The organism is Streptomyces sp. NRRL S-495 (assembly GCF_000966955.1).
GTDB classification, from domain to species: domain Bacteria; phylum Actinomycetota; class Actinomycetes; order Streptomycetales; family Streptomycetaceae; genus Kitasatospora; species Kitasatospora purpeofusca.
The window spans coordinates 1-23773 of sequence record NZ_JZWY01000047.1; the positions used below are offsets into that span (position 1 = coordinate 1).

At 72.6% G+C, this 23773-nt stretch carries 23 protein-coding genes and 1 pseudogene; 13 read left to right on the forward strand and 11 right to left on the reverse strand.

Features of this window, described 5'->3' with window-relative positions; translation table 11 throughout:
- The 3 genes from ctaD to VR45_RS03875 all read right to left on the reverse strand — a co-directional run.
- On the reverse strand, positions 1-1629 hold a 1629-nt coding region (gene ctaD, locus VR45_RS03865), incomplete at its 3' end, for a cytochrome c oxidase subunit I (protein WP_063772403.1).
- A complete protein-coding gene (gene coxB, locus VR45_RS03870; protein ID WP_045938260.1) occupies positions 1626-2480 on the reverse strand; it encodes a cytochrome c oxidase subunit II in 855 nt (284 codons plus the stop codon). The genes ctaD and coxB, both read right to left, overlap by 4 nt.
- A 429-nt stretch (positions 2481-2909) precedes the next feature.
- Entirely contained in the window at positions 2910-3431 is a 522-nt protein-coding gene (locus VR45_RS03875; protein WP_045938261.1) for an RICIN domain-containing protein, read from the reverse strand.
- A gap of 170 nt (positions 3432-3601) precedes the next feature.
- On the opposite strand from VR45_RS03875, the gene VR45_RS03880 reads away from it, so the two are divergent.
- The gene (locus VR45_RS03880; protein WP_045938262.1) at positions 3602-4996 is read left to right on the forward strand and encodes an aminotransferase class V-fold PLP-dependent enzyme; all 1395 of its coding nucleotides are present in this window, start codon (positions 3602-3604) and stop codon (positions 4994-4996) included.
- On the opposite strand, the gene VR45_RS03885 is transcribed toward VR45_RS03880, so the two are convergent.
- The gene (locus VR45_RS03885) at positions 4989-5966 is read right to left on the reverse strand and encodes a carbohydrate kinase family protein (RefSeq protein ID WP_045938263.1); all 978 of its coding nucleotides are present in this window, start codon (positions 5964-5966) and stop codon (positions 4989-4991) included. The two genes, VR45_RS03880 and VR45_RS03885, sit on opposite strands and share 8 nt — an antisense overlap.
- Before the next feature lie 264 nt (positions 5967-6230).
- Between VR45_RS03885 and VR45_RS03890 the strand changes: the two genes are divergently transcribed.
- Together VR45_RS03890 and VR45_RS41995 are read left to right on the forward strand one after the other, a co-directional pair.
- Positions 6231-6449 (forward strand): hypothetical protein, encoded by a 219-nt coding sequence (locus tag VR45_RS03890; protein ID WP_045938264.1) that lies wholly within the window; start codon positions 6231-6233, stop codon positions 6447-6449.
- Positions 6450-6574: 125 nt separating this feature from the next.
- Complete coding sequence (locus tag VR45_RS41995) at positions 6575-7339, forward strand: hypothetical protein (RefSeq protein WP_052708823.1); 765 nt, start codon at positions 6575-6577, stop codon at positions 7337-7339.
- A 90-nt stretch (positions 7340-7429) separates the two neighbouring features.
- Here the strand turns inward: VR45_RS41995 and erpA are convergent, their stop codons facing one another.
- Complete coding sequence (gene erpA, locus VR45_RS03900) at positions 7430-7783, reverse strand: iron-sulfur cluster insertion protein ErpA (RefSeq protein ID WP_030391519.1); 354 nt, start codon at positions 7781-7783, stop codon at positions 7430-7432.
- Between the two features lie 244 nt (positions 7784-8027).
- Between erpA and VR45_RS03905 the strand changes: the two genes are divergently transcribed.
- Complete coding sequence (locus VR45_RS03905) at positions 8028-8897, forward strand: GNAT family N-acetyltransferase (RefSeq protein WP_045938265.1); 870 nt, start codon at positions 8028-8030, stop codon at positions 8895-8897.
- Between the two features lie 84 nt (positions 8898-8981).
- On the opposite strand, the gene VR45_RS03910 is transcribed toward VR45_RS03905, so the two are convergent.
- The 3 genes from VR45_RS03910 to VR45_RS03920 all read right to left on the reverse strand — a co-directional run bounded on the left by VR45_RS03910 (position 8982) and on the right by VR45_RS03920 (position 12147).
- Positions 8982-10349 carry a pyridoxal-dependent decarboxylase gene (locus VR45_RS03910; RefSeq protein WP_107084094.1) on the reverse strand — a complete coding sequence of 456 codons (1368 nt, stop codon included), beginning with the start codon at positions 10347-10349 and terminating at the stop codon, positions 8982-8984.
- Between the two features lie 210 nt (positions 10350-10559).
- Positions 10560-11024 (reverse strand): Lrp/AsnC family transcriptional regulator, encoded by a 465-nt coding sequence (locus VR45_RS03915; RefSeq protein WP_045938267.1) that lies wholly within the window; start codon positions 11022-11024, stop codon positions 10560-10562.
- Positions 11025-11223: 199 nt separating this feature from the next.
- A complete protein-coding gene (locus VR45_RS03920) occupies positions 11224-12147 on the reverse strand; it encodes an NADP-dependent oxidoreductase (protein WP_199925898.1) in 924 nt (307 codons plus the stop codon).
- Positions 12148-12360: 213 nt separating this feature from the next.
- Here VR45_RS03920 and nadA point away from each other — a divergent pair, with 213 nt between their 5' ends.
- Complete coding sequence (gene nadA, locus VR45_RS03925; protein WP_045938278.1) at positions 12361-13533, forward strand: quinolinate synthase NadA; 1173 nt, start codon at positions 12361-12363, stop codon at positions 13531-13533.
- A 96-nt stretch (positions 13534-13629) separates the two neighbouring features.
- On the opposite strand, the gene VR45_RS03930 is transcribed toward nadA, so the two are convergent.
- Complete coding sequence (locus VR45_RS03930; protein WP_045938268.1) at positions 13630-13923, reverse strand: hypothetical protein; 294 nt, start codon at positions 13921-13923, stop codon at positions 13630-13632.
- A gap of 75 nt (positions 13924-13998) precedes the next feature.
- Positions 13999-14802, reverse strand: coding sequence for a PspA/IM30 family protein (locus VR45_RS03935; protein WP_078896215.1), 804 nt, complete (start codon positions 14800-14802; stop codon positions 13999-14001).
- Between the two features lie 374 nt (positions 14803-15176).
- Here VR45_RS03935 and VR45_RS03940 point away from each other — a divergent pair, with 374 nt between their 5' ends.
- Both VR45_RS03940 and VR45_RS03945 read left to right on the forward strand, forming a co-directional pair.
- Positions 15177-15734: a DUF3043 domain-containing protein gene (locus VR45_RS03940; protein WP_045938270.1), complete on the forward strand. Its 558-nt coding sequence runs from the start codon at positions 15177-15179 to the stop codon at positions 15732-15734.
- 11 nt (positions 15735-15745) lie between these two features.
- Entirely contained in the window at positions 15746-16660 is a 915-nt protein-coding gene (locus tag VR45_RS03945; protein ID WP_353612660.1) for a class I SAM-dependent methyltransferase, read from the forward strand.
- Between the two features lie 68 nt (positions 16661-16728).
- Here the strand turns inward: VR45_RS03945 and VR45_RS03950 are convergent, their stop codons facing one another.
- The gene (locus VR45_RS03950; protein ID WP_030391529.1) at positions 16729-16932 is read right to left on the reverse strand and encodes a hypothetical protein; all 204 of its coding nucleotides are present in this window, start codon (positions 16930-16932) and stop codon (positions 16729-16731) included.
- A gap of 112 nt (positions 16933-17044) precedes the next feature.
- Here VR45_RS03950 and cobU point away from each other — a divergent pair.
- From cobU to VR45_RS03980, 6 genes and pseudogenes are all read left to right on the forward strand, one after another.
- Positions 17045-17611, forward strand: a pseudogene (gene cobU, locus VR45_RS03955) (bifunctional adenosylcobinamide kinase/adenosylcobinamide-phosphate guanylyltransferase); the annotation flags it as partial.
- Between the two features lie 28 nt (positions 17612-17639).
- Positions 17640-18755, forward strand: a complete 1116-nt coding sequence (locus tag VR45_RS03960) for a nicotinate-nucleotide--dimethylbenzimidazole phosphoribosyltransferase (protein WP_045938271.1) — start codon at positions 17640-17642, stop codon at positions 18753-18755.
- Positions 18756-18854: 99 nt separating this feature from the next.
- Complete coding sequence (locus tag VR45_RS03965; protein ID WP_078896217.1) at positions 18855-19628, forward strand: adenosylcobinamide-GDP ribazoletransferase; 774 nt, start codon at positions 18855-18857, stop codon at positions 19626-19628.
- Between the two features lie 296 nt (positions 19629-19924).
- Complete coding sequence (locus tag VR45_RS03970; RefSeq protein WP_045938273.1) at positions 19925-21433, forward strand: leucyl aminopeptidase; 1509 nt, start codon at positions 19925-19927, stop codon at positions 21431-21433.
- Positions 21434-21821: 388 nt separating this feature from the next.
- Positions 21822-23228 (forward strand): dihydrolipoyl dehydrogenase, encoded by a 1407-nt coding sequence (gene lpdA / locus VR45_RS03975; protein WP_107084095.1) that lies wholly within the window; start codon positions 21822-21824, stop codon positions 23226-23228.
- A 58-nt stretch (positions 23229-23286) separates the two neighbouring features.
- Positions 23287-23773: biotin/lipoyl-containing protein (locus VR45_RS03980; protein WP_045938275.1), on the forward strand; the 487-nt coding region annotated here is incomplete at its 3' end.

Consider the following 23773-nt stretch of genomic DNA (forward strand, 5'->3'; position numbering starts at 1 on the left):
GGATTCGGAGCGGATCCGGGGCAGGGTGAGGAAGTTGTGCCGCGGCGGCGGGCAGGAGGTCGCCCACTCCAGCGAACGGCCGTAGCCCCACGGGTCGTCCACCTCGACCTTCTCGCCGTACTTCGCCGTCTTCCACACGTTGTAGAGGAACGGCAGGATCGACAGGCCGAGCAGGAACGAGCCGATGGTCGAGACGGTGTTCAGGGTGGTGAACCCGTCCGAGGCCAGGTAGTCGGCGTAGCGGCGGGGCATGCCCTCCGCGCCGAGCCAGTGCTGCACCAGGAAGGTCGCGTGGAAGCCGATGAACAGCGTCCAGAAGGTGACCTTGCCGAGGCGCTCGTCGAGCATCTTGCCGGTCATCTTCGGCCACCAGAAGTGGAAGCCGGCGAACATCGCGAAGACGACGGTGCCGAAGACCACGTAGTGGAAGTGGGCGACGACGAAGTACGAGTCCGAGACGTGGAAGTCGATCGGCGGGGAGGCCAGCAGGACACCGGTCAGACCACCGAAGAGGAAGGTGACCAGGAAGCCGACCGTCCAGAGCATCGGGGTCTCGAAGCTCAGCGAGCCCTTCCACATGGTGCCGACCCAGTTGAAGAACTTCACACCGGTCGGGACCGCGATCAGGAAGGTCATGAAGGAGAAGAACGGCAGCAGTACCTGTCCGGTGACGTACATGTGGTGGGCCCACACCGTCACGGACAGACCGGCGATCGCGATGGTGGCCGCGATCAGGCCGGAGTAGCCGAACATCGGCTTGCGGCTGAAGACCGGGATGATCTCCGACACGATGCCGAAGAACGGCAGCGCGATGATGTACACCTCGGGGTGGCCGAAGAACCAGAACAGGTGCTGCCAGAGCAGCGCGCCACCGTTGGCCGGGTCGAAGACGTGCGCCCCGAACTTGCGGTCCGCCTCCAGGGCGAACAGCGCGGCGGCGAGCACCGGGAAGGCCAGCAGGACCAGCACGGCGGTCAGCAGGACGTTCCAGACGAAGATCGACATCCGGAACATCGTCATGCCGGGCGCGCGCATGCAGATGATCGTGGTGATGAAGTTGACCGCACCGAGGATCGTGCCGAAGCCGGAGAAGGCCAGACCCATGATCCACATGTCCGCGCCGATGCCCGGCGAGCGGACCGCGTCCGAGAGCGGCGCGTAGGCGAACCAGCCGAAGTCGGCGGCGCCCTGCGGGGTGAGGAAGCCGGCCACCGCGATCAGCGAGCCGAACAGGTACAGCCAGTAGGCGAACATGTTCAGCCGCGGGAACGCGACGTCGGGCGCGCCGATCTGCAGCGGCATGATCCAGTTCGCGAAACCGGCGAAGAGCGGCGTCGCGAACATCAGCAGCATGATCGTGCCGTGCATCGTGAACGCCTGGTTGAACTGCTCGTTCGACAGGATCTGGGTCCCGGGACGAGCCAGCTCGGCGCGCATGACCAGGGCGAGGATGCCGCCGATCAGGAAGAAGGCGAACGACGTGCCCAGGTACAGCGTGCCGATCGTCTTGTGGTCAGTGGTGGTCAGCCACTTGATGATGGTGGAACCCGGCTTCCGGGTCCGCTGCGCCCCGACCGTGACGGCCCCGGCGCCCCCGCCGGCCGCGGCGGGCTCGTTGAGGATGGTCACTTCTCTTCACTTCCCATGGTCGTGATGCCGGAGGGCACCGCGCCGGTCTGACCCTTGGCCCGGAGGTCCTTCAAGTGCTGGTCGTACTCGGCGCGGTCGACGACCTTCACGTTGAACAGCATGCGCGAGTGGTCGTAACCGCAGAGCTCGGCGCACTTGCCCTTGTACTCGCCCTTGACGGTCGGGGTGACCTCGAACTTGTTGACCACACCCGGCACGACGTCCATCTTCATCATGAAGTTGATGGGCCAGAAGTCGTGGATCACGTCACGAGACGTCAGCCGGAACTGCACCGTCTCGTCGACCGGCAGGTACAGGGTGGGCGGCTCGCCGGGAGAACCCACCTCGTACGCGGCCTGCTGGTTGGCCGGGTCGGGGTTCTCGGTGTTCTCGTAGTTGAACGCCCAACTCCACTGGAAGCCCACCACGTTGACGGTGTGCTGCGGCTTCTCGGAGACGGCGATCAGCTTCGACTCGTCGCGGGCGACGAAGTAGAAGAGGACCGACACGATGATGATCGGGACCGCGGTGTAGAGCGCCTCGATGGGCACGTTGTACCGGGTCTGCGGGGGGACCTGCACACCGGTGCGGCTGCGCCGGTGGAAGATCACGCTCCAGATGATCAGACCCCACATCAGTACGCCGACCACCAGCGCCGCGATCCAGGAGCCCTGCCACATGTGGAGGACCATCGGCCCTTCCTTGGTGACAGGGCTCGGGAGGCCAAGCCTGGGGAGGTCGTTGGCCGAGCAGCCGGTGGCGGTCGCGATGACGAGGCCCAGTGCCAGCGCCTGAGGCAGCTTCCGCCGCATCGTGCGCCGCGGCGAGCGGTCGGAGCCGTTGGGACTCACGTAGCGCCTTCCCGAAGTCTCGCCCGCCTTCGCGTCGCCCCGGGGAGGCTGTCCCTCCCCGGCGACCCGACCACGGGCACGGTTTGAATGCTTATGCGGGCCAAACCCTACTCCAGCCTTATGCGCTGCTGACGGGCAGGTCCCAGTAACGCGCCGCCCGAACACCCGATCAGGCCCGGCAGGGGCTGCGTCGCAGGTCATCCTAGGCATTAGGGGTCCCTACACCCGATCGGGGGACACCCGGGAGAGGACGGAACAGCGGGCCAACCCCGGGGATCGATTCGGACATTTGCGATATCCGGCCGGGGTCCGGGCGCCGTGAACGGCAACGGCTCCCGCCGCCCGGGCGGGCGGCGGGAGCCGGGGGTGCCGGTGCGGCGGACCGTCATACCTGCGTGGCGGTCCGGCCGGTCACCGGCCCGGGGCCGATCAGAGGCCCCACATCTGGTTGGCCTGAGCGTTGCCGCACGGCCACTGCTGGACGCGGGCGCCCCACTCCTTGCTCCAGCCGGCGACCTCCATGCACAGGCCACTGGCGTTGTTGATCAGCTGGATCCAGCGGGAGCTCCCGACATAGCCGACGTGCCACTTCTGGTTGGCACCGCCGTTGCACGGCCACTGCTGGACGCGGGCGCCCCACTCGCCGCTGAAACCGGGGATCTCCAGGCACAGCCCGCTGTTCTGGTTCTGCAGCCAGAACCCGTTCGGGTAGTTGTTCTGGTCGTAGTTCCACCCCTGGTTGCGCTGCGCGTCACCACAGGGCCAGGTGTCCGCGGGAGCACCCCACTCCTTGCTCCAACCGCCGATCTCCAGGCAGTGGCCGCTGTTGTAGTTGAGGTAGGCGTCCTTCGGGGCGGCCGACGCGGGCGAGGAGAAGAGGGAGAGGAGCAGCGCGGAGAGCACGGCCACCAGGCTGAACCGACGGCCGGTCGAGACGAATCGGGCAATCACTGCCAAACGTCCTTTCATTGATTGACAACGGAGGCCGATTCGGCTGCGAACACACCCTTGACCCCCCGGCCGGGGACGGTATCAGCACGAACTGACGTCCAGTCAACACATTTGTTCGAGCGGCGCCGCCCCTCCGGCCCGGCCGCGGACACTTGGGGTTGAATGACCCCGTGTACTTCGATGTGGCTTCCACCGCACCGCTCCACCCCGTCGCGCGGCAGGCGCTGACCGCCGCCCTGGACGAGGGCTGGGCCGATCCGGCCCGGCTCTACCGCTCCGGACGCCAGGCCAGAATGCTGCTGGACGCCGCCCGGGAGACCGTGGCCGAGGTGATCGGCTGCCGGGCCGACGAGATCGCCTTCACCTCCGGCGGGACCCAGGCCGTCCAACTCGGAGTGCTGGGCGCGCTGCGCGGCAACCGGCGGCGCGGCGGGCACCTGGCGCACTCCGCCGTCGAGCACTCCAGCGTGCTGCACAGCGCCGAACGGCACCTCGCCGAGGGCGGCGAGGTCACCTCGGTGCCGGTGGACCGGCACGGCCGGGTGGACCCGGAGGTCTTCGCCGCCGCGCTGCGGCCGGACACCGCGCTCGCCGTGCTGCAGTCCGCCAACCACGAGGTGGGCACGGTGCAGCCGGTCGACGAGGTGGCCGCGCTCCGCGGAGAGGTGCCGCTGCTGGTGGACGCCGCGCAGAGCGCCGGGCGGGTGGACCTGCCGACCGGCTGGTCGCTGCTCACCGCCAGCGCGCACAAGTGGGGCGGACCGGCCGGGGTCGGGGTGCTCGCGGTGCGCAAGGGCGTCCGCTACGTCTCGCCGCTGCCCGCCGACGAACGGGAGGCGGGCCGGGTACCGGGCTTCGTCAATGTGCCGGCGATCGTCGCGGCCGCGGCCTCGCTGCGCGCGGTACGGGCCGAGGCGGAGCGGGAGAACGCCCGGCTGCACGAGCTGGTCGAGCGGATCCGGGCCCGGGTGCCGCGGCTGGTGCCCGAGGTGGAGGTGGTCGGCGACCCGGTGCGGCGGCTGCCGCACATCGTCACCTTCTCCTGTCTGTACGTGGACGGCGAGGTCCTGCTGGGCGAGCTGGACCGGGCCGGGTTCGCCGTCTCCTCCGGCTCCTCCTGCACCTCGTCCACGCTGACCCCGAGCCATGTGCTGGCCGCGATGGGTGTGCTCACCGAGGGGAACGTCCGGATCTCACTGCCGTTCGGCACCACCGGGGCGGACGTCGACCGCTTCCTGACGGTGCTGCCGGAGCTGGTGGCCGGCGTCCGCGCGCCGCTGGGCCTGGACCTGCCCGCGCCCGCCGCGGCCCGGGAGCCCGCCGGGGGCCCGCTGGTCCTGGACGCGCTGGGCAAGCGGTGCCCGCTGCCGGTGATCGAACTGGCGAAGCGGATCGGCGACGTCCCGGTGGGCGGGACGGTCGTGGTGCTGGCCGACGACGAGGCGGCCCGGCTGGACGTGCCGGCCTGGTGCGGGATGCGCGAGCAGGAGTACCTGGGCGAGGCCCCGGCCGCCGAGTACGGCGGCGACCGGGGCTCGGCCTACCTGGTGCGGCGGGTCAGTTGACCAGGTGCGCCCGGACGTCGGCGCCGGCCTCCTCGCCGTAGGCCGCGACGAAGCGCTGCAGGAAGTCGTGCGGGCGCAGCTCGTACTCCTGGGTGCCGACGGTCTCGATCACCAGGGTGGCCAGCATGCAGCCGAGCTGAGCGGCGCGCTCCAGCTCCAGCTCCCAGGAGAGGCCGGCCAGGAAGCCGGCCCGGAAGGCGTCGCCGACACCGGTCGGGTCAGCCTTGGCGGCCTCGGGGGCGCAGCCGACCAGGATCGGGGACTCGCCCTTGCGCTCGATCCGGACGCCCTTGCTGCCGAGGGTGGTGATCCGGGTGCCCACCCGGGTGAGGATCTCCTCCGCGTCCCAGCCGGTCTTGGACTCGATCAGCGCGGCCTCGTACTCGTTGGTGAAGAGGTACGCGGCGCCGTCGACGATCTGGCGGATGTCGTGGCCGTCGAGGCGGGCCAGCTGCTGCGACGGGTCCGCGGCGAAGGCGTAGCCGCGGGTGCGGCACTCCTGGGTGTGGCGGACCATCGCCTGCGGGTCGTCGGCGCCGATCAGCACCAGGTCGAGGCCGCCGACGCGGTCGGCGATCGGCTTGAGCTCGATGCTGCGGGCCTCGGCCATGGCGCCGGTGTAGAACGAGGCGATCTGGTTGTGGTCCTCGTCCGTGGTGCACATGAAGCGCGCGGTGTGCCGGGTCTCGGAGATGTGGACGGACCGGCAGTCCACGTTGTTGCGCTCCAGCCAGCTGCGGTACTCCGCGAAGTCCGCGCCGGCCGCGCCGACCAGGACCGGGCGCAGGCCGAGCACGCCCATGCCGAAGGCGATGTTCGGCGCGACGCCGCCGCGGCGGATGTCGAGGGTGTCGACCAGGAAGGACAGCGACACGGTGTGCAGCTGCTCGGCGACCAGCTGGTCGGCGAACCGGCCGGGGAAGGTCATCAGGTGGTCGGTCGCGATCGAACCGGCGACGGCGATACGCACGGGGTCTCCTCAGGATGGCAGCGGGGCCATGGAACAGCGGGGGTGGAACCCACCCACGGTACCCGGCGCGCCCGGGGCCCCAGCAAGACGCCGGGTGCGATCCCGGCCGTCCGCTGTCACCCGCCACCCCCGAAGGTGTACTACCCCGGGGTAGCTCTGGTGGCTGCCGGACGCCCGGCCTAGGGTCGCAGTCAGGGGCTCCTCCCGGCCCCGACCGGGACCGTGGCGGCGCTGCCACGGCAGGTGGATCGGAGTTGATGGCCGATGTTGCCCAGTCACCACCCGCTGCGGGTTCCGCCCGCCCTGCTCGGCGACGCCGACGGGGAGTCGCTCGACGCACTGGTGGACTCCTCGCACCGGCTGCGGCGGTTCTGGCCGCTGCTGGCGACCGGTCCGCAGGACAGCGCGCCGGCCGGCTCCGGCTTCCGCGTCCCCTCCCGGGCCCGGCGCGTGGTCGCGTCGATGCCCGAGTACGGGCCCTGAGCAGCTCTCCCGAGGGTCCCGGGGTGCGGCCGGGGCGGGCGGGGAACCGGAATCGTCCGGGCCACGTCACACCCCCGCGGTGCGGCCGCCAAGGCGTACCGCTGAACCCTCGGGAGGAAGTGCAGATGGATCTGGAGAGCATGCCCAGGCGTTCCGGCCGGGCCCGCGCGACGGCGCTGGCCGGTCTCGCCCTGGCGGCGGTGGCCGTCCTGGCCGGCTGCGACGGCGGGACCAAGGCGGCTTCGGACACGGCGGCCTCCGGCGGGGAGCGGGCCTCGGCGAGCGCTGCCGCCTCGCCGGGTGCGGCCACCGGCAGCGCGGACCCGGCCGACCCGGCCACTACCTCGGCCCCGTCCGCGCCGGCCCCGGTGACCACACCGCCGGTCGACCCGACGGCCACCTCGCCGGACCCTCGACCGGCCAGCCCGGCCCCGGACAGCCCCGCCCCGGCCACCAAGCCGCCGGTCCCGCCGGCCACCCCGACCCCGGCGCCCACTCCCCCGGGCTCGGGCGGCAACGGCATCGCGGTGGGCGAGCCGCCGCCGAACGGCTCCGGGAGCGGCTCGCCGGTGCACCCGGCGATCACCTACCGGGTGGACGGCAACAAGCTGACGGTCTGGTTCTACGGCGGGATCTGCCAGCGGTACGCGCTCAAGGCCGACGAGTCCAAGCCGGGCCGGGTGGACGTCCGGGTGACCACGGCGGCGCCGGTCCCGGCCGGACAGGCCTGCGCCGATCTGGCCAAGCGGCAGACGGTGACGGCCGACCTGAAGCAGCCGCTCCAGGGCCGGGCGGTGACCGATCTGGCGACCGGGCAGGAGGTGCCGCTGGAGGCGGACACCAAGATCGGCCCGGATCCGGTGGTCCCGGACGTCCCCGGCAACCCGTGACCCCGGCGCGGACTCCGCGCGGACACGACGAAGGCGGCTCCCGGAATCCCGGGGGCCGCCTTCGTGTCGGACCTACTGGCTTCGGACCGACTAGCTGAACGAGTCGCCGCAGGCGCAGGAGCCGGTGGCGTTCGGGTTGTCGATCGTGAAGCCCTGCTTCTCGATGGTGTCGACGAAGTCGACGGTGGCGCCACCCAGGTACGGGGCGCTCATCCGGTCGGTGACGACCTTCACACCGTCGAAGTCCTTCAGCACGTCACCGTCGAGCGAGCGCTCGTCGAAGAACAGCTGGTAGCGCAGGCCCGAGCAACCGCCGGGCTGGACGGCGACGCGCAGCGCCAGGTCGTCCCGGCCTTCCTGCTCCAGCAGGCCCTTGACCTTGGCCGCGGCGGCATCGGTGAGGAGGATGCCACTCTCGACGGTGGTCTCGTCCTGGACGGTCATCTGCGTTCTCCCGGTCTTGACGACGGTCTGCCGCCAGTACCAACCGACGGCCGTCCGGATTCATTTCCCGGACGACGGAGTGTTTTCGGTGGATTCACGGCGGCGGTGTTCCGTGGGCCGGGCGTGCACCCGTTCCCCATACGCCTTCCATGCTCGCACACCGGCGGCCCCGGGCCGCATCCCGCTCGGACGGATCCGGGCGAACCGGCCCCGCGGCGCGGGTCCGGCGGTCAGGATGGTGGGCATGATCCTGCGCCCGATCCAGGACTCCGCCGCCGACGCGGAAGCGGTCCGGCAGATCTCCGTCGCCGCGTTCGCCTCGCTCCCCGACGCCCCGCCGGTCACCGGACCGCCCCCGCCGTCCGTGTTCCAGCTGGCCCGCACCAGGCACCTCGCGCGCACCGACCCGCAGGGCTGTTGGCTGGCCGAGCTGGACGGCGAGCCGGTCGGCGCGGTGCTCGCGCTGCGCCGCGAGGACGTCTGGGTGCTGGCGCTGCTCGCGGTGCTGCCGCAGGCCCAGGGCAAGGGGGTGGGGCGGCTGCTGCTGGAGCGGGCCCTCGCCCACGGGCGCGGCTGTCTGCGCGGGATGCTGTGCTCCTCGCCGTCCCCGGCGGCGGTGCGGCGGTACCGGCTGGCCGGGTTCACGCTGCACCCGGCGATGCAGCTGACCGGGCGGGTGGACCGGTCCCGGCTCAATGACCCGGGCGACCTCCCGGTGCACCCCGGCAACGCCACCCACCGGCACCTGCTGGACTCGGTGGACCGGAGGCTGCGCGGCGCCGCGCACGGCCCGGACCACGAACTGCTGCTCGCACACTGCGAGGAGCTGCTGGTCGCGGACACCCTGGCCGGCAGCGGCTACTGCTACCGGGAGGGCGGCGAGGTGCGGCTGCTGGCGGCCACCTCGAAGCGGATCGCCACCCGGCTGCTGCGCGAGGCGCTGGCCCGGGTGCCGGAAGGGCTGGAGGCGCGGGTGGAGGCGCTGACCGCCGAGCAGGAGTGGGCGCTGGACGTCGGCCTCGAACTGGGCCTGTCCGTGGAGACCCGGGGGTACCTGGGGCTGCGCGGGATGCGCCCGCCGGCGCCGTACGTGCCCAACGGCGGGCTGCTGTAGCGCCGGAAGCGCACCGACCGCCGCCGGGCGGGGGTTGGTGCGCTTCGGGACGGGTGCGCCGCGGGCGGCGGAGCGCCGCGGGCGTCACTCCATGGTGTCGAGGATCTCCTTGACCATCTCCATGGTGGTGCCCGGGTGCAGGAAGGCGAAGCGGGCGACCGTCTCGCCGTCCCAGCCGGTGGGGGTGACGAAGCCGATCTGGTCCGCCAGCAGCTGCTGCGACCAGCGGTAGTAGTCGTCGTTGGTCCAGCCGTTGCGCTTGAAGCAGACCGCGGAGAGCTGCGGGTCGAACAGCAGCTCCAGGTGCTCGCTGTCGCGGATCAGCTGCGCGGTGTCCCGGGCCAGCGTCAGGCCGGCCTCGATGGCGTCGGTGTACGCCTGGACGCCGTGCACGGCGAGCGAGAACCACAGCGGCAGGCCGCGGGCACGCCGGGTCAGGTGGTAGGCGTAGTCGGTGGGGTTCCACTCGTCGCCCTCGGTGTGCAGCACGTCCAGGTAGGAGGCGTCCTGGGTGTGCACGGCACGGGCCAGCTGCGGGTTGCGGTAGATCAGCGCGGCGCAGTCGAACGGCGCGAACAGCCACTTGTGCGGGTCGACGACGAAGGAGTCGGCGTGCTCGATGCCGTTGTAGCGCTCCCGGACGGAGGGGGCGAACAGGCCCGCGCCGCCGTAGGCGCCGTCCACGTGGAACCACAGCCCGCGCTCGCGGGCGACCTCGGACAGGCCCTGGAGGTCGTCGACGATGCCCTCGTTGGTGGTGCCGCCGGTGCCGACGACGGCGATCACCGTCTCCGGGTTCGGGTCGGCGGCCAGGGCGGCACGCAGCGCCTCGCCGGTGAACCGGCGGTCGACGGTCGGGACCTTGAACGCCTCGACGCCGATGATGTTGAAGGTGTTCTTGACCGAGGAGTGCACCTGGTCGGCGACGGCGATCCGCAGCCGGGCCTCCGGACCGACGCCGAGTCGGCGGCGGGCCGTGTCCCGGGCGACGACCAGGGCGGAGAGGTTGCCGGCCGAGCCGCCGGAGACGAAGGTGCCGCCGGCCGAGGCCGGCATGCCCGCGCGGTCGGCTATCAGGCGCAGCACCTGGTTCTCGGCGGCGATCGCGCCGGCCGCCTCCAGCCAGGAGATGCCCTGGAGCGAGGCGCAGGAGACCACCATGTCGAAGAGCAGCGCGGCCTTGGTGGGGGCGCACGGGATGAAGGACAGGTAGCGCGGGCTGTCGGCGGAGATCACCGCGCGGGAGAGCTCGTGGTCGTAGAGCTTGAGCACGTCGGCCGGGTTGTTGCCGTCCTGGTTGAGCAGGCCGGCCAGCTGGGTGCGCAGGTGCTCGCCGTCACCGGGGTGGTCGAGCGGGACCGGGTCGTACTGCAGCCGCTCGCGCATGTAGTCGAAAACCAGGTCGACCAGGTCGCTGTCGGGCCGGTGCATGCGGTCGGGGGCTGCGGACACGGGTGTCCCTCTCGGCTGTGGGGGTCGGGGAGGGTCCGGTGGAACGGGGGGTTGGCACCGCACGGCCGGACATGATCAGCGTAGGCAGCCCCGGGCCTTCCCCGCGCGTCGGAACGCGGCCGGTCGGGCAGCTTTCGGGCGTCTTCGGCGGGCCTCGCGCAGGATTCCTGCGCGGGGGTCGAACTGGGCCGAACGGGGCGGTTCCTCCGGCTAACCGATCAGCTGGGAGAGGACCACGGAGGAGCGGCTGCGCTGGACGCCGGGCTCGCGGCGGATCCGCTCGATGACCGCCTCCAGGTGGCGCATGTCGGCGGCCCTCAGGTGGACCAGCGCGTCCGGATCGCCGGTGACCGTCCAGGCGGCGATCACCTCGGGGAACTGCCGCAGGCTGGCGAGGATCTCCTCGGGGGCGGTCCGTTCGCGGCAGTAGACCTCGACGAAGGCCTCGGTCTGCCAGCCGAGCACCGAGGGGTCGAGCACCACGGTGAAACCGCGGACCACCCCGCGCGCCCGCAGCCGGTCGATCCGGCGGCGGACGGCGGTGGCGGAGAGGTTCACCTGGAGCCCGATCTCGGCGTACGAGGCGCGACCGTCCCCGGCCAGCCGGGCGAGCAGGAGGCGGTCGGTCTCGTCCAGGGAGGCCCCGACCGTCTCGTTCTCTCGGCTGCTGCTCATCGGTGCGGGGCTCCACGGGTCGTGCGGCGTCGGGATCGGGGCGGGGCCGCGCCCGCCGGGGACGGCGGCGGCGGCCCGCCGAAACGGTTCGGCTCCATTCTGGCGGATGTCAGGAGCGAGTTCACCGCTGACGGATGACAACGGGAGGACGTCCGTCCGTCGGCCGGGCGGCGGCGCCCGGCCGGTGACCGGTCGGCGCTCAGTCGTTGAGCAGGACGATCTTGCCCCGGGTGCGGCCCTCGGCACTCAGCGCCTGGGCGGAGGCGGCCTGGGCGAGCGGGAAGGTGGAGGCGACGGTCACGGTCAGCCGCCCCGCGTCGGCGAGCGCGGCCAGCTCGGCCAGCCCGGCCGCGTCCGGGCGGACCCAGACGTACCGGCCGCCGCGGGCCTTGACCCCGAAGTCGGCGACGGAGGCGATCCGCGCCGGGTCGGCGACCAGTCCGGCCGAGACCTCGACGGCGTCGCCGCCGACCAGGTCCAGGGCGGCGTCCACCCCCGCCGGAGCCAGCTCCCTGACCCGCTCCGCCAGCCCCTCGCCGTACCGGACCGGCTCGGCGCCGAGCTCGCGCAGATAGGCGTGGTTGCGCTCACCGGCGGTGCCGATCACCCGGGCCCCCAGGGCGCGGGCGATCTGGACGGCCAGGTGGCCGACCCCGCCGGCGGCGGCGTGCACCAGGACGGTGTCGCCGGGGCCCACGCCCACCGCCCGCAGCGACTGGAGGGCGGTGAGCCCGGCCAGCGGCAGCCCGCCGGCCTGCGCCCAGTCCAGCGCGGCCGGCTTGCGGGCCAGGGTGCGGACCGGCGCGGCCACCAGCTCGGCATAGGTGCCGTGCTCGACCGTGTCCTTGCGCACATAGCCGTAGACCTCGTCGCCGGGCGCGAACTCGGTGACACCGCCGCCGACGGCCCGGACCACGCCCGCCGCGTCCCAGCCCATCACCAGCGGGAAGTGCGCGTCGAGCAGGCCGTCCAGCAGCCCCTCCCGCACCTTCCAATCGACCGGGTTCACCCCGGCCGCCCTGACCTGCACCAGTACCGAGTCCGGGCCGACCTTCGGGTCGGGCAGGTCGGTGTACTCGACCACTTCGGGGCCGCCGTAGCGGTGGATCGCGATTGCCTTCATGCCACCAGCGAAACCCGGCCGGACCAGGATCCGCTTCCGGCCACGCCGGACGGGCCCGGGAAGGCTCCGAACCGGCGAGCGGTTCTCGTCACATCGACAGGATGACCATCGTCACTCTGACGCTAACCGGTTATCATAGATTGCGTCAGTTAGACGAAAAGGCTGCACCGCTTGATCGGCCGCACAGAAGGGCACCCGCCCGTGACCACCACCATCACCGAGACCTACGGCGTCGACCCCACCCCGACGCCGCTCGCTCTGCTGCTGCTCGGCCGCCAGGCCGACCCGAACAGCGAGCGCGGCGTCGAGTGCCCCGGCGACCTCCCCCCGGCCTCCGACCCGGACCTCGTCGAGCGCGCCCGCGCGGCCAAGGCCGCACTCGGCGAGCGCGTCTTCATCCTGGGCCACCACTACCAGCGCGACGAGGTGATCGAGTTCGCCGACGTCACCGGCGACTCCTTCAAGCTCGCCCGGGACGCCGCGGCCCGCCCGGAGGCCGAGTTCATCGTCTTCTGCGGCGTGCACTTCATGGCCGAGTCGGCCGACATCCTCACCGGCGACGCCCAGCAGGTCGTCCTGCCGGACCTCGCCGCGGGCTGTTCGATGGCCGACATGGCCACCGCCGAGCAGGTCGCCGAGTGCTGGGACGTGCTGACCGACGCCGGCATAGCCGATGTGACCGTCCCGGTCTCGTACATGAACTCCTCCGCCGACATCAAGGCCTTCACCGGCCGGCACGGCGGCACCATCTGCACCTCCTCCAACGCCCGGCGGGCGCTGGAGTGGGCGTACGAGCAGGGCCAGAAGGTCCTGTTCCTGCCCGACCAGCACCTGGGCCGCAACACCGCGGTGCGGGACATGGGCTTCTCGCTGGACGACTGCGTCGTCTACAACCCGCACAAGCCGAACGGCGGCCTGACCGTCGAGCAGCTGCGGGACGCGAAGATGATCCTCTGGCGCGGCCACTGCTCGGTGCACGGCCGGTTCACCCTGGACTCGGTGAACGACGTGCGCGAGCGGGTCCCCGGCGTCAACGTCCTGGTGCACCCGGAGTGCCGGCACGAGGTCGTCGCGGCCGCCGACATGGTCGGCTCGACCGAGTACATCATCAAGGCGCTGGACGCCGCCGAGCCCGGCTCCAAGTGGGCCATCGGCACCGAACTCAACCTCGTCCGCCGGCTCGCCAAGGCGCACCCGGACAAGGAGGTCGTCTTCCTCGACCGGGCGGTCTGCTTCTGCTCCACCATGAACCGGATCGACCTCCCGCACCTGGTGTGGGCGCTGGAGTCGCTGGTCGAGGGCCGGGTGCCGAACGTGATCAAGGTCGACCCGGAGACCGAGAAGTACGCCAAGGCGGCGCTGGACCGGATGCTGGCCCTGCCGTAACGATTCGCCCGGTCCGCAGGCGGTCCGGACAGCGACGAAGGGCGGGCCCCCTCCGCACGGAGGGGGCCCGCCCTTGTGTCTGGCGCGAGACGGCGGCTACTCGGGAATGCCCGGGATGAGGCCGTCACCCTCCGCCCGCAGCAACTCGCGGACGTCCTCGATGGTGGCCTCGGCGTCCGGCAGGATCAGGTCGGACGGCTCCAGCGAATCGTCCGCCAACGGGGTGCCGAACTCCCGCACGGCGCCGAGCAGCTCCACGAGCGCCCGGCGGAACTGTTCCTCGTCCCCCGACTCCAGTGCGGTGAGAAGCTCCTCGTCGAGCTCGTTGAGCCGGTTCAGATGGGTCTCGCCCACCTGGAACTGCCCCTCACCCATGACCCGCATGATCATGCCGTGCGTCTCCCTGTTCCTGGGGATGTCCCCGGAGGTGCTCCGGGGCGGAGCTCAGGTCGGTTGCCGCTCCGACTACTTGTTGTAGTTGATCCGCGGGCCGTCCTGCTGCTGCGGCGCGGCGTCCTGCTGCCGGCCCTGCTCGATCGCCTGCGGGCCGGCCGGGGAGCCCCCGGTCAGCTCGGCCTTCATCCGGGCCAGCTCCAGCTCGACGTCGGAACCGCCGGCCACCCGCTCCAGCTCGGCCTCGATGTCGTCCTTGCGGCCGAGACCGCTGGCGTCGTCGAGCGCACCGGAAGCCAGCAGCTCGTCGATCGCACCGGCCCGGGCCTGCATCTGCGCGGTCTTGTCCTCGGCCCGCTGGATCGCCAGACCGACGTCGCCCATCTCCTCCGAGATACCGGAGAAGGACTCGGCGATCCGGGTCTGCGCCTGGGCCGCGGTGTAGGTGGCCTTGATGGTCTCCTTCTTGGTGCGGAAGGCGTCAACCTTGGCCTGCAGCCGCTGGGAGGCGAGCGTGAGCTTCTCCTCCTCGGCCTGGAGCTGCTGGTACTGCACCTCCAGGTCGTTGATCTGGGACTGCATGTTCGCCTTGCGGGTGAGGGCCTCGCGGGCGAGGTCCTCCCGGCCGAGCGAGAGCGCCTTGCGGCCCTGGTCCTCGTACTTCGCCGACTGCTGCTGCAGCTGGGTCAGCTGGAGCTCCAGACGCTTGCGCGAGGTGGCCACGTCCGCGACGCCACGACGCACCTTCTGCAGCAGCTCGAGCTGCTTCTGGTACGAATAATCGAGCGTCTCACGCGGATCCTCCGCCCGGTCCAAGGCCTTGTTCGCCTTGGAGCGGAAGATCAGCCCCATACGCTTCATGATTCCGTCGCTCATGGGCCTCGGGTGCCCCCTTCTCCGGCCTGCGGTATCAGTCTCTTACCAGACACGACGAGTGTATGTGCAGCGAGCCCGTCGCCGCAGTGCACCTGCCTGCAACAAGCCTGCTACAGGTCGGTCCCGGGAAGCCTCATCCGCGGGGTGGATCCCGCCCTCATTCCACCCGCCGGTCAGCGGAGTGATCCCCTACGGGACTCCCCCCTGGACGGGTGCGGGACCCCGACCCGGGTCCCCCCGGGACCCGTCGCGGCCGGTCCGGGACGCGATCGATACGCGTTCGGTTCCCGGGGGACCGGAAGAAGCGCCGCCGCACCCCGTAGGCTGGTGGTGTGTTCCGACGCCGTTCAGATGATGCCGCCGCCTCCGCCACCGTGCTGGAGAAGCAGGACGGCAAGACGCAGACCCGCGACCCGCAGGCGAAGAAGGGGCGTCCCACGCCCAAGCGCAGCGAGGCCGAGACCAACCGACGGACCAGGGTCACCGTGCCCAAGGACCGCAAGGAGGCCTCCCGCCAGGCCCGCGAGCGGATGCGTTCCGAGCGCGAGAAGCAGCGCCAGGCGCTGATGGACGGTGACGAGCGCCACCTGCCGGCCCGTGACAAGGGCCCGGTGCGGAAGTTCACCCGCGACTACGTGGACGCCCGCTGGTCGCTCGCCGAGTTCTTCCTGCCCGCCGCCGTGCTGATCCTGGTGCTCAGCATCGTCAAGGTGCCGGCCCTCCAGCTGCTCTCCACGGTGCTCTTCCTGCTCTTCTTCGTCCTGGTGATCCTGGACTTCGTCCGGCTCGGCTTCGGCCTGCGCAAGCAGCTCGCCGAGCGCTTCGCCGGGCAGAACACCCGCGGCGCGGTCGCGTACGGCCTGATGCGCATCCTGCAGATGCGCCGGCTGCGACTGCCCAAGCCGCAGGTGCGGCGCGGGGAGAAGCCCTGACCGCCGAACCGGTGGACTCCGGCTGGGCCCCTCCCCTGTGGGACGGGCCCAGCCTCTACGCGCTCCCCGGCCAGGGGGGCGGCGGCCACGACCGGTTCGCGCAGGAGCGCGACGGGTACGAGCGGCACGGCCACGAGCGGCGGCTGCCCTCGCGCAGCGGCTCCTACGCCGGCGGCACCGGCCCCGCGCCGGGGCGCTCCGGCACCCTGCGCAACCTCGTCCGGCAGGAGATGGTCGCCCGGCAGCTCGCCGAGCAGCTCACCGGACGCACCGCCCAGCGCGTGCTCGACATCGGCTGCGGCCAGGGCACCCAGGCCCTGCGGCTGGCCCGGGCCGGCCACTACGTCACCGGCATCGACTCCGACCCGGCCGCGCTCGGCGCCGCCCAGGAGACGCTGGCCGAGGAGCCCGACCAGGTACGCGAGCGGGTCCAGCTGCTGATCGGCGACGGGCACCAGTGCGGGCGCTGGTTCGGGGCGCGCAGCTTCGACGTCGTGCTCTGCCACGGCGTGCTGATGTACCTGCCGGACCCCGATCCGATGATCGCCTCGCTGGCCCGGCTGCTCGCCCCGGGGGGGCTGCTCTCACTGGTGGTCCGCAACCGCGACGCGCTCGCCCTGCGGCCCGCCGCCGCCGGCGACTGGCGCGCCGCGCTGGAGTCCTTCGAGAGCGACCGCTACTACAACCGGCTCGGTCTGGCGGCCCGCGCCGACCGGATCGGCGACCTCGCCGTCACCCTCTCCGAGGTGTCCGTGCCGCTGCGGCACTGGTACGGCGTCCGGGTCCTCACCGAGAGCACCCCCGACGACGCGCCGCCCGTGGACGGCCGGCAGCTCGCCCAGCTGCTGGAGGCCGAGGAGCGGGCCGGCCGCACCGACCCCTACCGGCAGGTCGCCGCGCTGCTGCACGTCGTCGGGATGAAGTAGACCCGACGGGCGGATCGGGGGAAGGAAGGCCGCCCGCGCACCGGCGAGCGGCCCCCGTCCGGGCCGGATCAGCCCTCGTGCAGGCTCATCGTGTAGATCTCGCGGTCGTCGTCCAGCAGGACGGCGCGGTCCACGCCGTCCTCGGCCAGCTGCTTCCAGTTCTCCCCGATCCAGGTCTCCGCGTCCCCCTGGCCGGCGAACTCCTCCGCCTGCCCGCTGCCAGGGGCCACCACGGTGCCGTCCGCCTTCTCGTACCGCCACGTCCAGACCATGCCCGGCTCCTCCCGCCGACGACCAGCGATGCGCTGTGCTGCGCACCCTAAGCCCTCAGGTTGCCCGGCCGGATCTTCGGTATGCGCCGTGGGCGAGGATGGGCGCATGACACCTGACGCACCGCTCCCCCGCACCCTGCTCCTCGGCGGCGCGCGGTCCGGCAAGTCGACCCGGGCCGAACAGCTGCTGGCCCGGTACGACGACGTGCTGTACGTGGCCACCGGCGGCACCCGGGACGGCGACGCGGAGTGGGCGCAGCGGGTCGCCCTGCACCGGGACCGGCGCCCGGCGAGCTGGCGCACCGCCGAGACCTGCGGGCTGGAGGCCGTCCTCGCCGACACCGCCGACCCGGCGCCGGTGCTGATCGACTGCCTGGCCCTGTGGCTCACCTCGGTGATGGACGAGTGCGGTGCCTGGGAGGACGCGGTCTGGGCGGACGGCGGCGAGGCCGAGGTTCAGCGGCGCTGCGCGGCGCTGGCGGCCGCCTGGGCGGGGACCCGGCGGCAGGTCGTGGCGGTCAGCAACGAGGTCGGCATGGGCGTCGTCCCGGCCACCCCGGCCGGCCGCCGGTTCCGAGACACCCTGGGCCGGCTCAACATGGCGGTGGCCGACGCCTCCGAGCGTGTGCTGCTGGTGGTGGCGGGGCAGGTTCTCACCGTCAAGCCGCCCGTCTGCTGAGGAGGCGCGGCGTGTAGCCTTCCGGACGATGGACACGACCGTGGATCTCGATACGTTCTCCTCGCTCGTCGAGCGCCCCGACGAGAGCGCCAGGCGCGCCGCCGAGGAGCGGTGGCAGGAGCTGGACCGGCCGCTGGGCGGCCTCGGCAAGCTGGAGGAGCTGGGCGCCTGGCTGTCCTCCGTGCAGGGGCGCTCCCCCGTGCGGCCGCTGTCGGCGCCCAAGGTGGTGCTGTTCGCCGCCGACCACGGGGTGGCCCGGGTCGGGGTCTCCCGGCTGCCCGCCGGGGGCGGCACGGCCGCGCGCGTGCGGGCCGTGCTCGACGGCACCGCGCCGGTCGCGCTGCTCGCCCGGCGCTTCGGCGCCGAGGTGCGGGTGGTGGACGTCGCGGTCGACGCCGAGGCCGCGGACTTCCCCGACGAGGTGACGGCGCACCGGGTGCGGCGCGGCTCCGGGCGGATCGACGTCGAGGACGCGCTGAGCCCCGAGGAGACCGCCAGGGCGTTCCGGGCCGGGATGGCCGTCGCCGACGAGGAGGCCGACGCCGGGACCGACCTGGTGGTGCTGGGCGACCTCGGGGTCGGCTCGACCACGGTGGCGGCGGTCCTGGTCGGCGCGCTCTGCGGCACGGACGCGGCGGCGGTCACCGGGCGCGGCTCGGGCATCGACGACCGGGTGTGGATGGTCAAGTGCGCGACCGTGCGCGACTCGCTGCGGCGGGCCCGGCCGGTGCTGGGTGACCAGTTGGCGCTGCTCGGGGCCACCGGCGGCGCGGACTTCGCGGCGATCACCGGCTTCCTGCTGCAGGCCGCGGTGCGGAAGCTGCCGGTGGTGCTGGACGGGGTCGTCTCGGCGGCCTGCGCGCTGGTCGCGCAGCGGATCGCGTTCCGGGCGCCGGAGTGGTGGCGGGCCGGGCAGACCAGTGGCGAGCCCGCCCAGGCGAAGGCGTACGACCGGCTGACCCTGACGCCGCTGCAGGAGCAGGGGATCACCATGGGCGAGGGCGTCGGCGCGCTGATGGCGCTGCCGCTGCTCCAGGCCGCGGCGGACACGCTGGCCGACGAGCCGCCGACGGCGTACGTGCCGGCGGCGCCGAAGGAGCCGGCCCGGCTGCCGACGGCGGCGGAGCTGCTGGGCAAGCTGTAGGGACCGCAGGGGCCCGGGATCCGTCGCTCACCGACGGGTCCCGGGCCCCTGGCACGCGCGCTTCCGGCACCCGGCCGGGTGCCGGACGGGAGTGGGTGGTTGACGGTGCGGGACGGGCTGCGGTTCGCGTTCGGGACCCTGTCGGTGCTGCCGGTGCGGGTCGACCGGTGGGACCGGGCGTCCGGGGGGCGGGCGATGGTGGCCGCGCCGCTGGTCGGGGTGGTGCTCGGGGCACTCGCCGGGACGGCGGGGGCGTTGGTCGCCTGGCGCGCGGGCGGGACGCTCGCGGCGGTCGCGGCGGTCGCCGTGCTCGCGGTGCTCACCCGGGGACTCCATCTGGACGGCCTGGCCGACGTCGCGGACGGCCTGGGCAGCGGCAAGCCCGCCGAGGACGCGCTGCGGATCATGAAGCAGTCGGACATCGGGCCGTTCGGCGTGCTCACCCTCGTCCTCGTACTGCTCGCGCAGGTGGCCGCGCTGGCCGGGCAGTTCGACCGTTCCCCGCTGCGGGGCGCGCTCGCGGTGCTCGCGGCGGCGGTGGCCGGGCGCTGCGCGCTCGCCTGGGGCTGTCTGCGCACGGTGCCGGCGGCCCGGCCGGGCGGGCTCGGCGCGATGGTGGCGAGCACCGTGACGCCGGGTGCGGCGCTCGCCTCGACCGGGGCCGCGGCGGCCCTGCTCGGACTCGTCGGCCTGCTCGACGGATGGTCAGTCCTCCTGCTGCCACTGGCCGTTGGGATCGGCACCGGCGCCGCCCGGCCGCTGCTGCGGCGGTGCGTGCGGCGGTTCGGCGGGATCACCGGGGACGTGCTCGGCGCGACCGTGGAGACCGCCGCGACGGGTGCGCTGCTGGCCCTGGCACTGCTGCCCCGCTGAGGGCCCCAAAGCCCCGGCGCCGAAAGGCGGTAGACCGGGCGGCGCGTGATCCCACCATGCGGACTACCATGCGGGGAGCACCGCAGCCCTGCACCGTCGCAGGTCCTGCCCGTCCGGCGCCCGTCGCGGCGCCGGGGCCTCTGGTGTGCGCGACCGCCGCGACGGTGGGCGCGCGCAGCCAGGGGCCCCGGGTCCGACACCGCCGGCCGGTCGGCCTGGCCGGCGGTTCCGGGCTGCGCCGGTGCGGCACTCGCGCCGCGACCGGTCGTGGACCGCGAAAGAACAGGACGCATTACGTGACTGCATTGTCTGTGAGCACCTCCGCCGCCGCCTCGCTGCGCGCGGACGCCCTGGTGATCGGCGTGGCGAAGGGCTCCAAGGGCATCGTGCTCGCCCCGGGCGGCGAGGCCGTGGCCGAGGCGTTCGAGGGCAAGCTGGCCGAGGTTCTCGCCACCCTGGGCGCGACCGGCGCCGAGGGCGACGCCGTCAAGGTGCCCGCCCCGGCCGGTCTGAAGGCCGCGCTCGTGCTCGCGGTCGGCCTCGGCGACGCCGTCGAGGGCGGGTACGGGCTGGAGGCCCTGCGCCGCGCCGCCGGTGTCGCCGCCCGCACCCTGGCCGGCAGCAAGAAGGTCGCGCTGGCCCTGCCGGCCGAGTCCGCCGAGGAGGTCGAGGCGGTCGCGCTGGGCGCCCTGCTCGGCACCTACGCGTTCGGCACCTACAAGCAGAACGGCAACGGCAGCAAGGAGCCGGTCGGCGAGCTGCTGGTGCTCTCGACCCGCAAGGGCAGCAAGGACGCCAAGGCGGCCGTCGAGCGCGCCCTGGCCGTCGGCGAGGAGATGAACCGCGCCCGCGACCTGGTCAACACCGCGCCGAACGACCTGACCCCGAAGTCCTTCGCCGCGATCGCCCAGGCGGCCGGCAAGGAGCACGGCCTCAAGGTCGAGGTGCTGGACGAGAAGGCCCTGCTCAAGGGCGGCTTCGGCGGCCTGCTGGGCGTCGGCAACGGCTCGGCCAACCCGCCGCGGCTGGTGAAGGTGGCCTACACCCACCCGAAGGCGAAGGCCACCCTGGCGTTCGTCGGCAAGGGCATCACCTACGACTCGGGCGGCATCTCGCTGAAGCCGGCCGGCCACAACGAGACCATGAAGTGCGACATGGCCGGTGCCGCCGCGGTGTTCGCCGCCGTCGTCGCCGCCAAGCGCCTCGGCCTCCAGGTCAACGTCACCGCGTGGCTGGCGCTGGCCGAGAACATGCCGTCCGGCACGGCCACCCGCCCGGGCGACGTGCTGCGGATGTACGGCGGCAAGACCGTCGAGGTGCTGAACACCGACGCCGAGGGCCGTCTGGTGCTGGCCGACGCCATCGTGCGGGCCGGCGAGGAGAACCCGGACGTCATCGTCGACGTGGCGACCCTGACCGGGGCGATGATCCTGGCCCTGGGCAACCGCACCTTCGGTGTGATGGCCAACAACGACGAGCTGCGCGCGACCCTGCACGCGGCCGCCGGCGAGGTGGGCGAGCCGTCCTGGCCGATGCCGCTGCCGGCCGAGCTGCGCAAGGGCATGACCGAGTCGACCATCGCCGACCTGGCCAACATGGGCGACCGGATGGGCGGCGGCCTGGTGGCCGGCCTGTTCCTGAAGGAGTTCGTGGCCGAGGGCATCGACTGGGCGCACCTGGACATCGCCGGCCCGGCGTTCCACGAGGCCGCGCCGTTCGGCTACACCCCGAAGGGCGGCACCGCGACGGCGGTCCGCACCCTGGTCCGCTTCGCCGAGCAGAAGGCCGCCGGCAGCAAGGGCTGACGGACGGGTACGACCGAGGACGGGGTCCGGCGCGCACGCGCCGGACCCCGTCCGGCTTCCACGGCGAGTTACCTGCGAGTAGGGGAAGCGGGCGCGCGCCGCACCCGTGTTCGCTGCGGGCGAAACTTTGTTCCACAGTGCGGAACCATCGGCCGCGAGGGCCCCGAGAAACCCCCTGCCGCCCCCTGTCAACCCCGCCTTGAGCTGCGACGATGCCCCTCCGTCCGGGGTATTCCCACCCCTGCGACCGCCCTTCGGGACACCCCTGGGGCGGACCCGGACATCAGCCGCCGCGAACAAGTGCGAAGATGTATTTCCGGCACGACTGGGCGCCCCACAAGGGCTTCCGACCCACCGGACCGCGACCGGCCCGGCGATCCACATCCCATTGCATGGAGGACGTGACGTGGCGAACGACGCCAGCACCGTTTTCGACGTAGTCATTCTCGGAGGCGGAAGCGGCGGTTACGCCGCGGCGCTCCGCGGCGCCCAGCTGGGCCTGAGCGTCGCCCTGGTCGAGAAGGGTGAGCTCGGCGGCACCTGCCTGCACCGCGGCTGCATCCCGACCAAGGCGCTGCTGCACGCGGCCGAGATCGCCGACGAGACGAAGGAGGCCGCCGAGTTCGGCGTGCTGGCCACCTTCCAGGGCATCGACATCAACGGCGTCCACAAGTACAAGGACGACGTCGTCGCCGGCCTGTACAAGGGCCTCCAGGGCCTGGTGGCGTCCCGCAAGGTGACCTTCATCCAGGGCGAGGGCAAGCTCTCCTCGCAGACCTCGGTGGACGTCAACGGCCAGCGCATCGAGGGCCGCCACATCCTCCTGGCCACCGGCTCCGTGCCGCGCTCGATCCCGGGCCTGGAGATCGACGGCAACCGCGTCATCTCCTCGGACCACGCCCTCAAGCTCGACCGCATCCCGCAGTCGGCCGTCATCCTCGGCGGCGGCGTGATCGGTGTCGAGTTCGCCTCCGTCTGGAAGTCGTTCGGCGTCGACGTCACCATCGTCGAGGCCCTGCCGCACCTGGTCCCGCTGGAGGACGAGAACTCCTCCAAGCTGCTGGAGCGCGCCTTCCGCAAGCGTGGCATCAAGTTCGAGCTCAAGGCCCGCTTCTCCGGCGTCGAGTACACCGAGACCGGTGTGCGCGTCTCCACCGAGAACGGCAAGCAGATCGACGCCGACCTGCTGCTCGTCGCCATCGGCCGCGGCCCGGTCTCGGCCGGCCTCGGCTACGAGGAGAACGGTGTCGCGATGGACCGCGGCTACGTCCTCGTCGACGAGTACATGCGCACCAACGTGCCGACCATCTCGGCCGTCGGCGACCTGGCCCCGACCCTGCAGCTGGCCCACGTCGGCTTCGCCGAGGGCATCCTCGTCGCCGAGCGCCTGGCCGGCCTCAAGCCGGTGCCGATCGACTACGACGGCGTCCCGCGCGTGACCTACTCCAACCCCGAGGTGGCCTCCGTCGGCATCTCCGAGGCCAAGGCCGTCGAGCTGTACGGCAAGGACAAGGTCGTCACCGTCAAGTACAACCTGGCCGGCAACGGCAAGAGCAAGATCCTGAAGACCGCCGGCGAGATCAAGCTCGTCCAGGTCAAGGACGGCGCCGTGGTCGGCGTCCACATGGTCGGCGCCCGCATGGGCGAGCAGGTCGGAGAGGCCCAGCTGATCTACAACTGGGAGGCTCTCCCGGCCGAGGTCGCGCAGCTCATCCACGCGCACCCGACCCAGTCCGAGGCCCTGGGCGAGGCGCACCTGGCGCTGGCCGGCAAGCCGCTGCACGCGCACGACTGATCGCGCCCACACCCCCCATCTTCCAGTTCGCAAGACTTGAATAGGAGTCGCTGAAACCATGGCGGTCTCAGTAACACTGCCCGCGCTGGGCGAGAGCGTTTCCGAGGGCACCGTCACCCGTTGGCTGAAGGCCGAGGGTGAGCGCGTGGAGGTCGACGAGCCGCTGCTCGAGGTCTCCACCGACAAGGTCGACACCGAAATCCCGGCCCCGGCCTCCGGCATTCTGGCCTCGATCAAGGTCGGCGAGGACGAGACCGTCGAGGTCGGCGCCGAGCTGGCGATCATCGACGACGGCTCGGGCGCGCCGGTCGCCGCCGCGGCTCCGGCCGCCGCTGCCCCGGCCCCGGTCGCGGAGGCCCCGGTCGCCGCTCCGGCCCCGGTCGCCGAGGCTCCGGTCGCGCCGGCCGCCCCGGTCGCCGCCGCTCCGGCGGCCCCGGCCGCCGACGCCACCCCGGTGCTGCTGCCGGCCCTGGGCGAGTCGGTCTCCGAGGGCACCGTCACCCGCTGGCTGAAGGCCGAGGGTGACACGGTCGAGGTCGACGAGC

Coding starts and splice junctions, on each gene's coding strand:
- VR45_RS03905 (WP_045938265.1), top strand. CDS start 8,028: ATGATCCTGCGCCCGATCCAGGACTCCGCCGCCGACGCGGAAGCGGTC.
- VR45_RS03890 (WP_045938264.1), top strand. CDS start 6,231: ATGTTGCCCAGTCACCACCCGCTGCGGGTTCCGCCCGCCCTGCTCGGC.
- VR45_RS03960 (WP_045938271.1), top strand. CDS start 17,640: ATGGACACGACCGTGGATCTCGATACGTTCTCCTCGCTCGTCGAGCGC.
- VR45_RS03950 (WP_030391529.1), bottom strand. CDS start 16,932: ATGGTCTGGACGTGGCGGTACGAGAAGGCGGACGGCACCGTGGTGGCC.
- VR45_RS03920 (WP_199925898.1), bottom strand. CDS start 12,147: ATGAAGGCAATCGCGATCCACCGCTACGGCGGCCCCGAAGTGGTCGAG.
- VR45_RS03915 (WP_045938267.1), bottom strand. CDS start 11,024: ATGAGCAGCAGCCGAGAGAACGAGACGGTCGGGGCCTCCCTGGACGAG.
- VR45_RS03930 (WP_045938268.1), bottom strand. CDS start 13,923: ATGATCATGCGGGTCATGGGTGAGGGGCAGTTCCAGGTGGGCGAGACC.
- VR45_RS03935 (WP_078896215.1), bottom strand. CDS start 14,802: ATGAGCGACGGAATCATGAAGCGTATGGGGCTGATCTTCCGCTCCAAG.
- erpA (WP_030391519.1), bottom strand. CDS start 7,783: ATGACCGTCCAGGACGAGACCACCGTCGAGAGTGGCATCCTCCTCACC.
- VR45_RS41995 (WP_052708823.1), top strand. CDS start 6,575: ATGGATCTGGAGAGCATGCCCAGGCGTTCCGGCCGGGCCCGCGCGACG.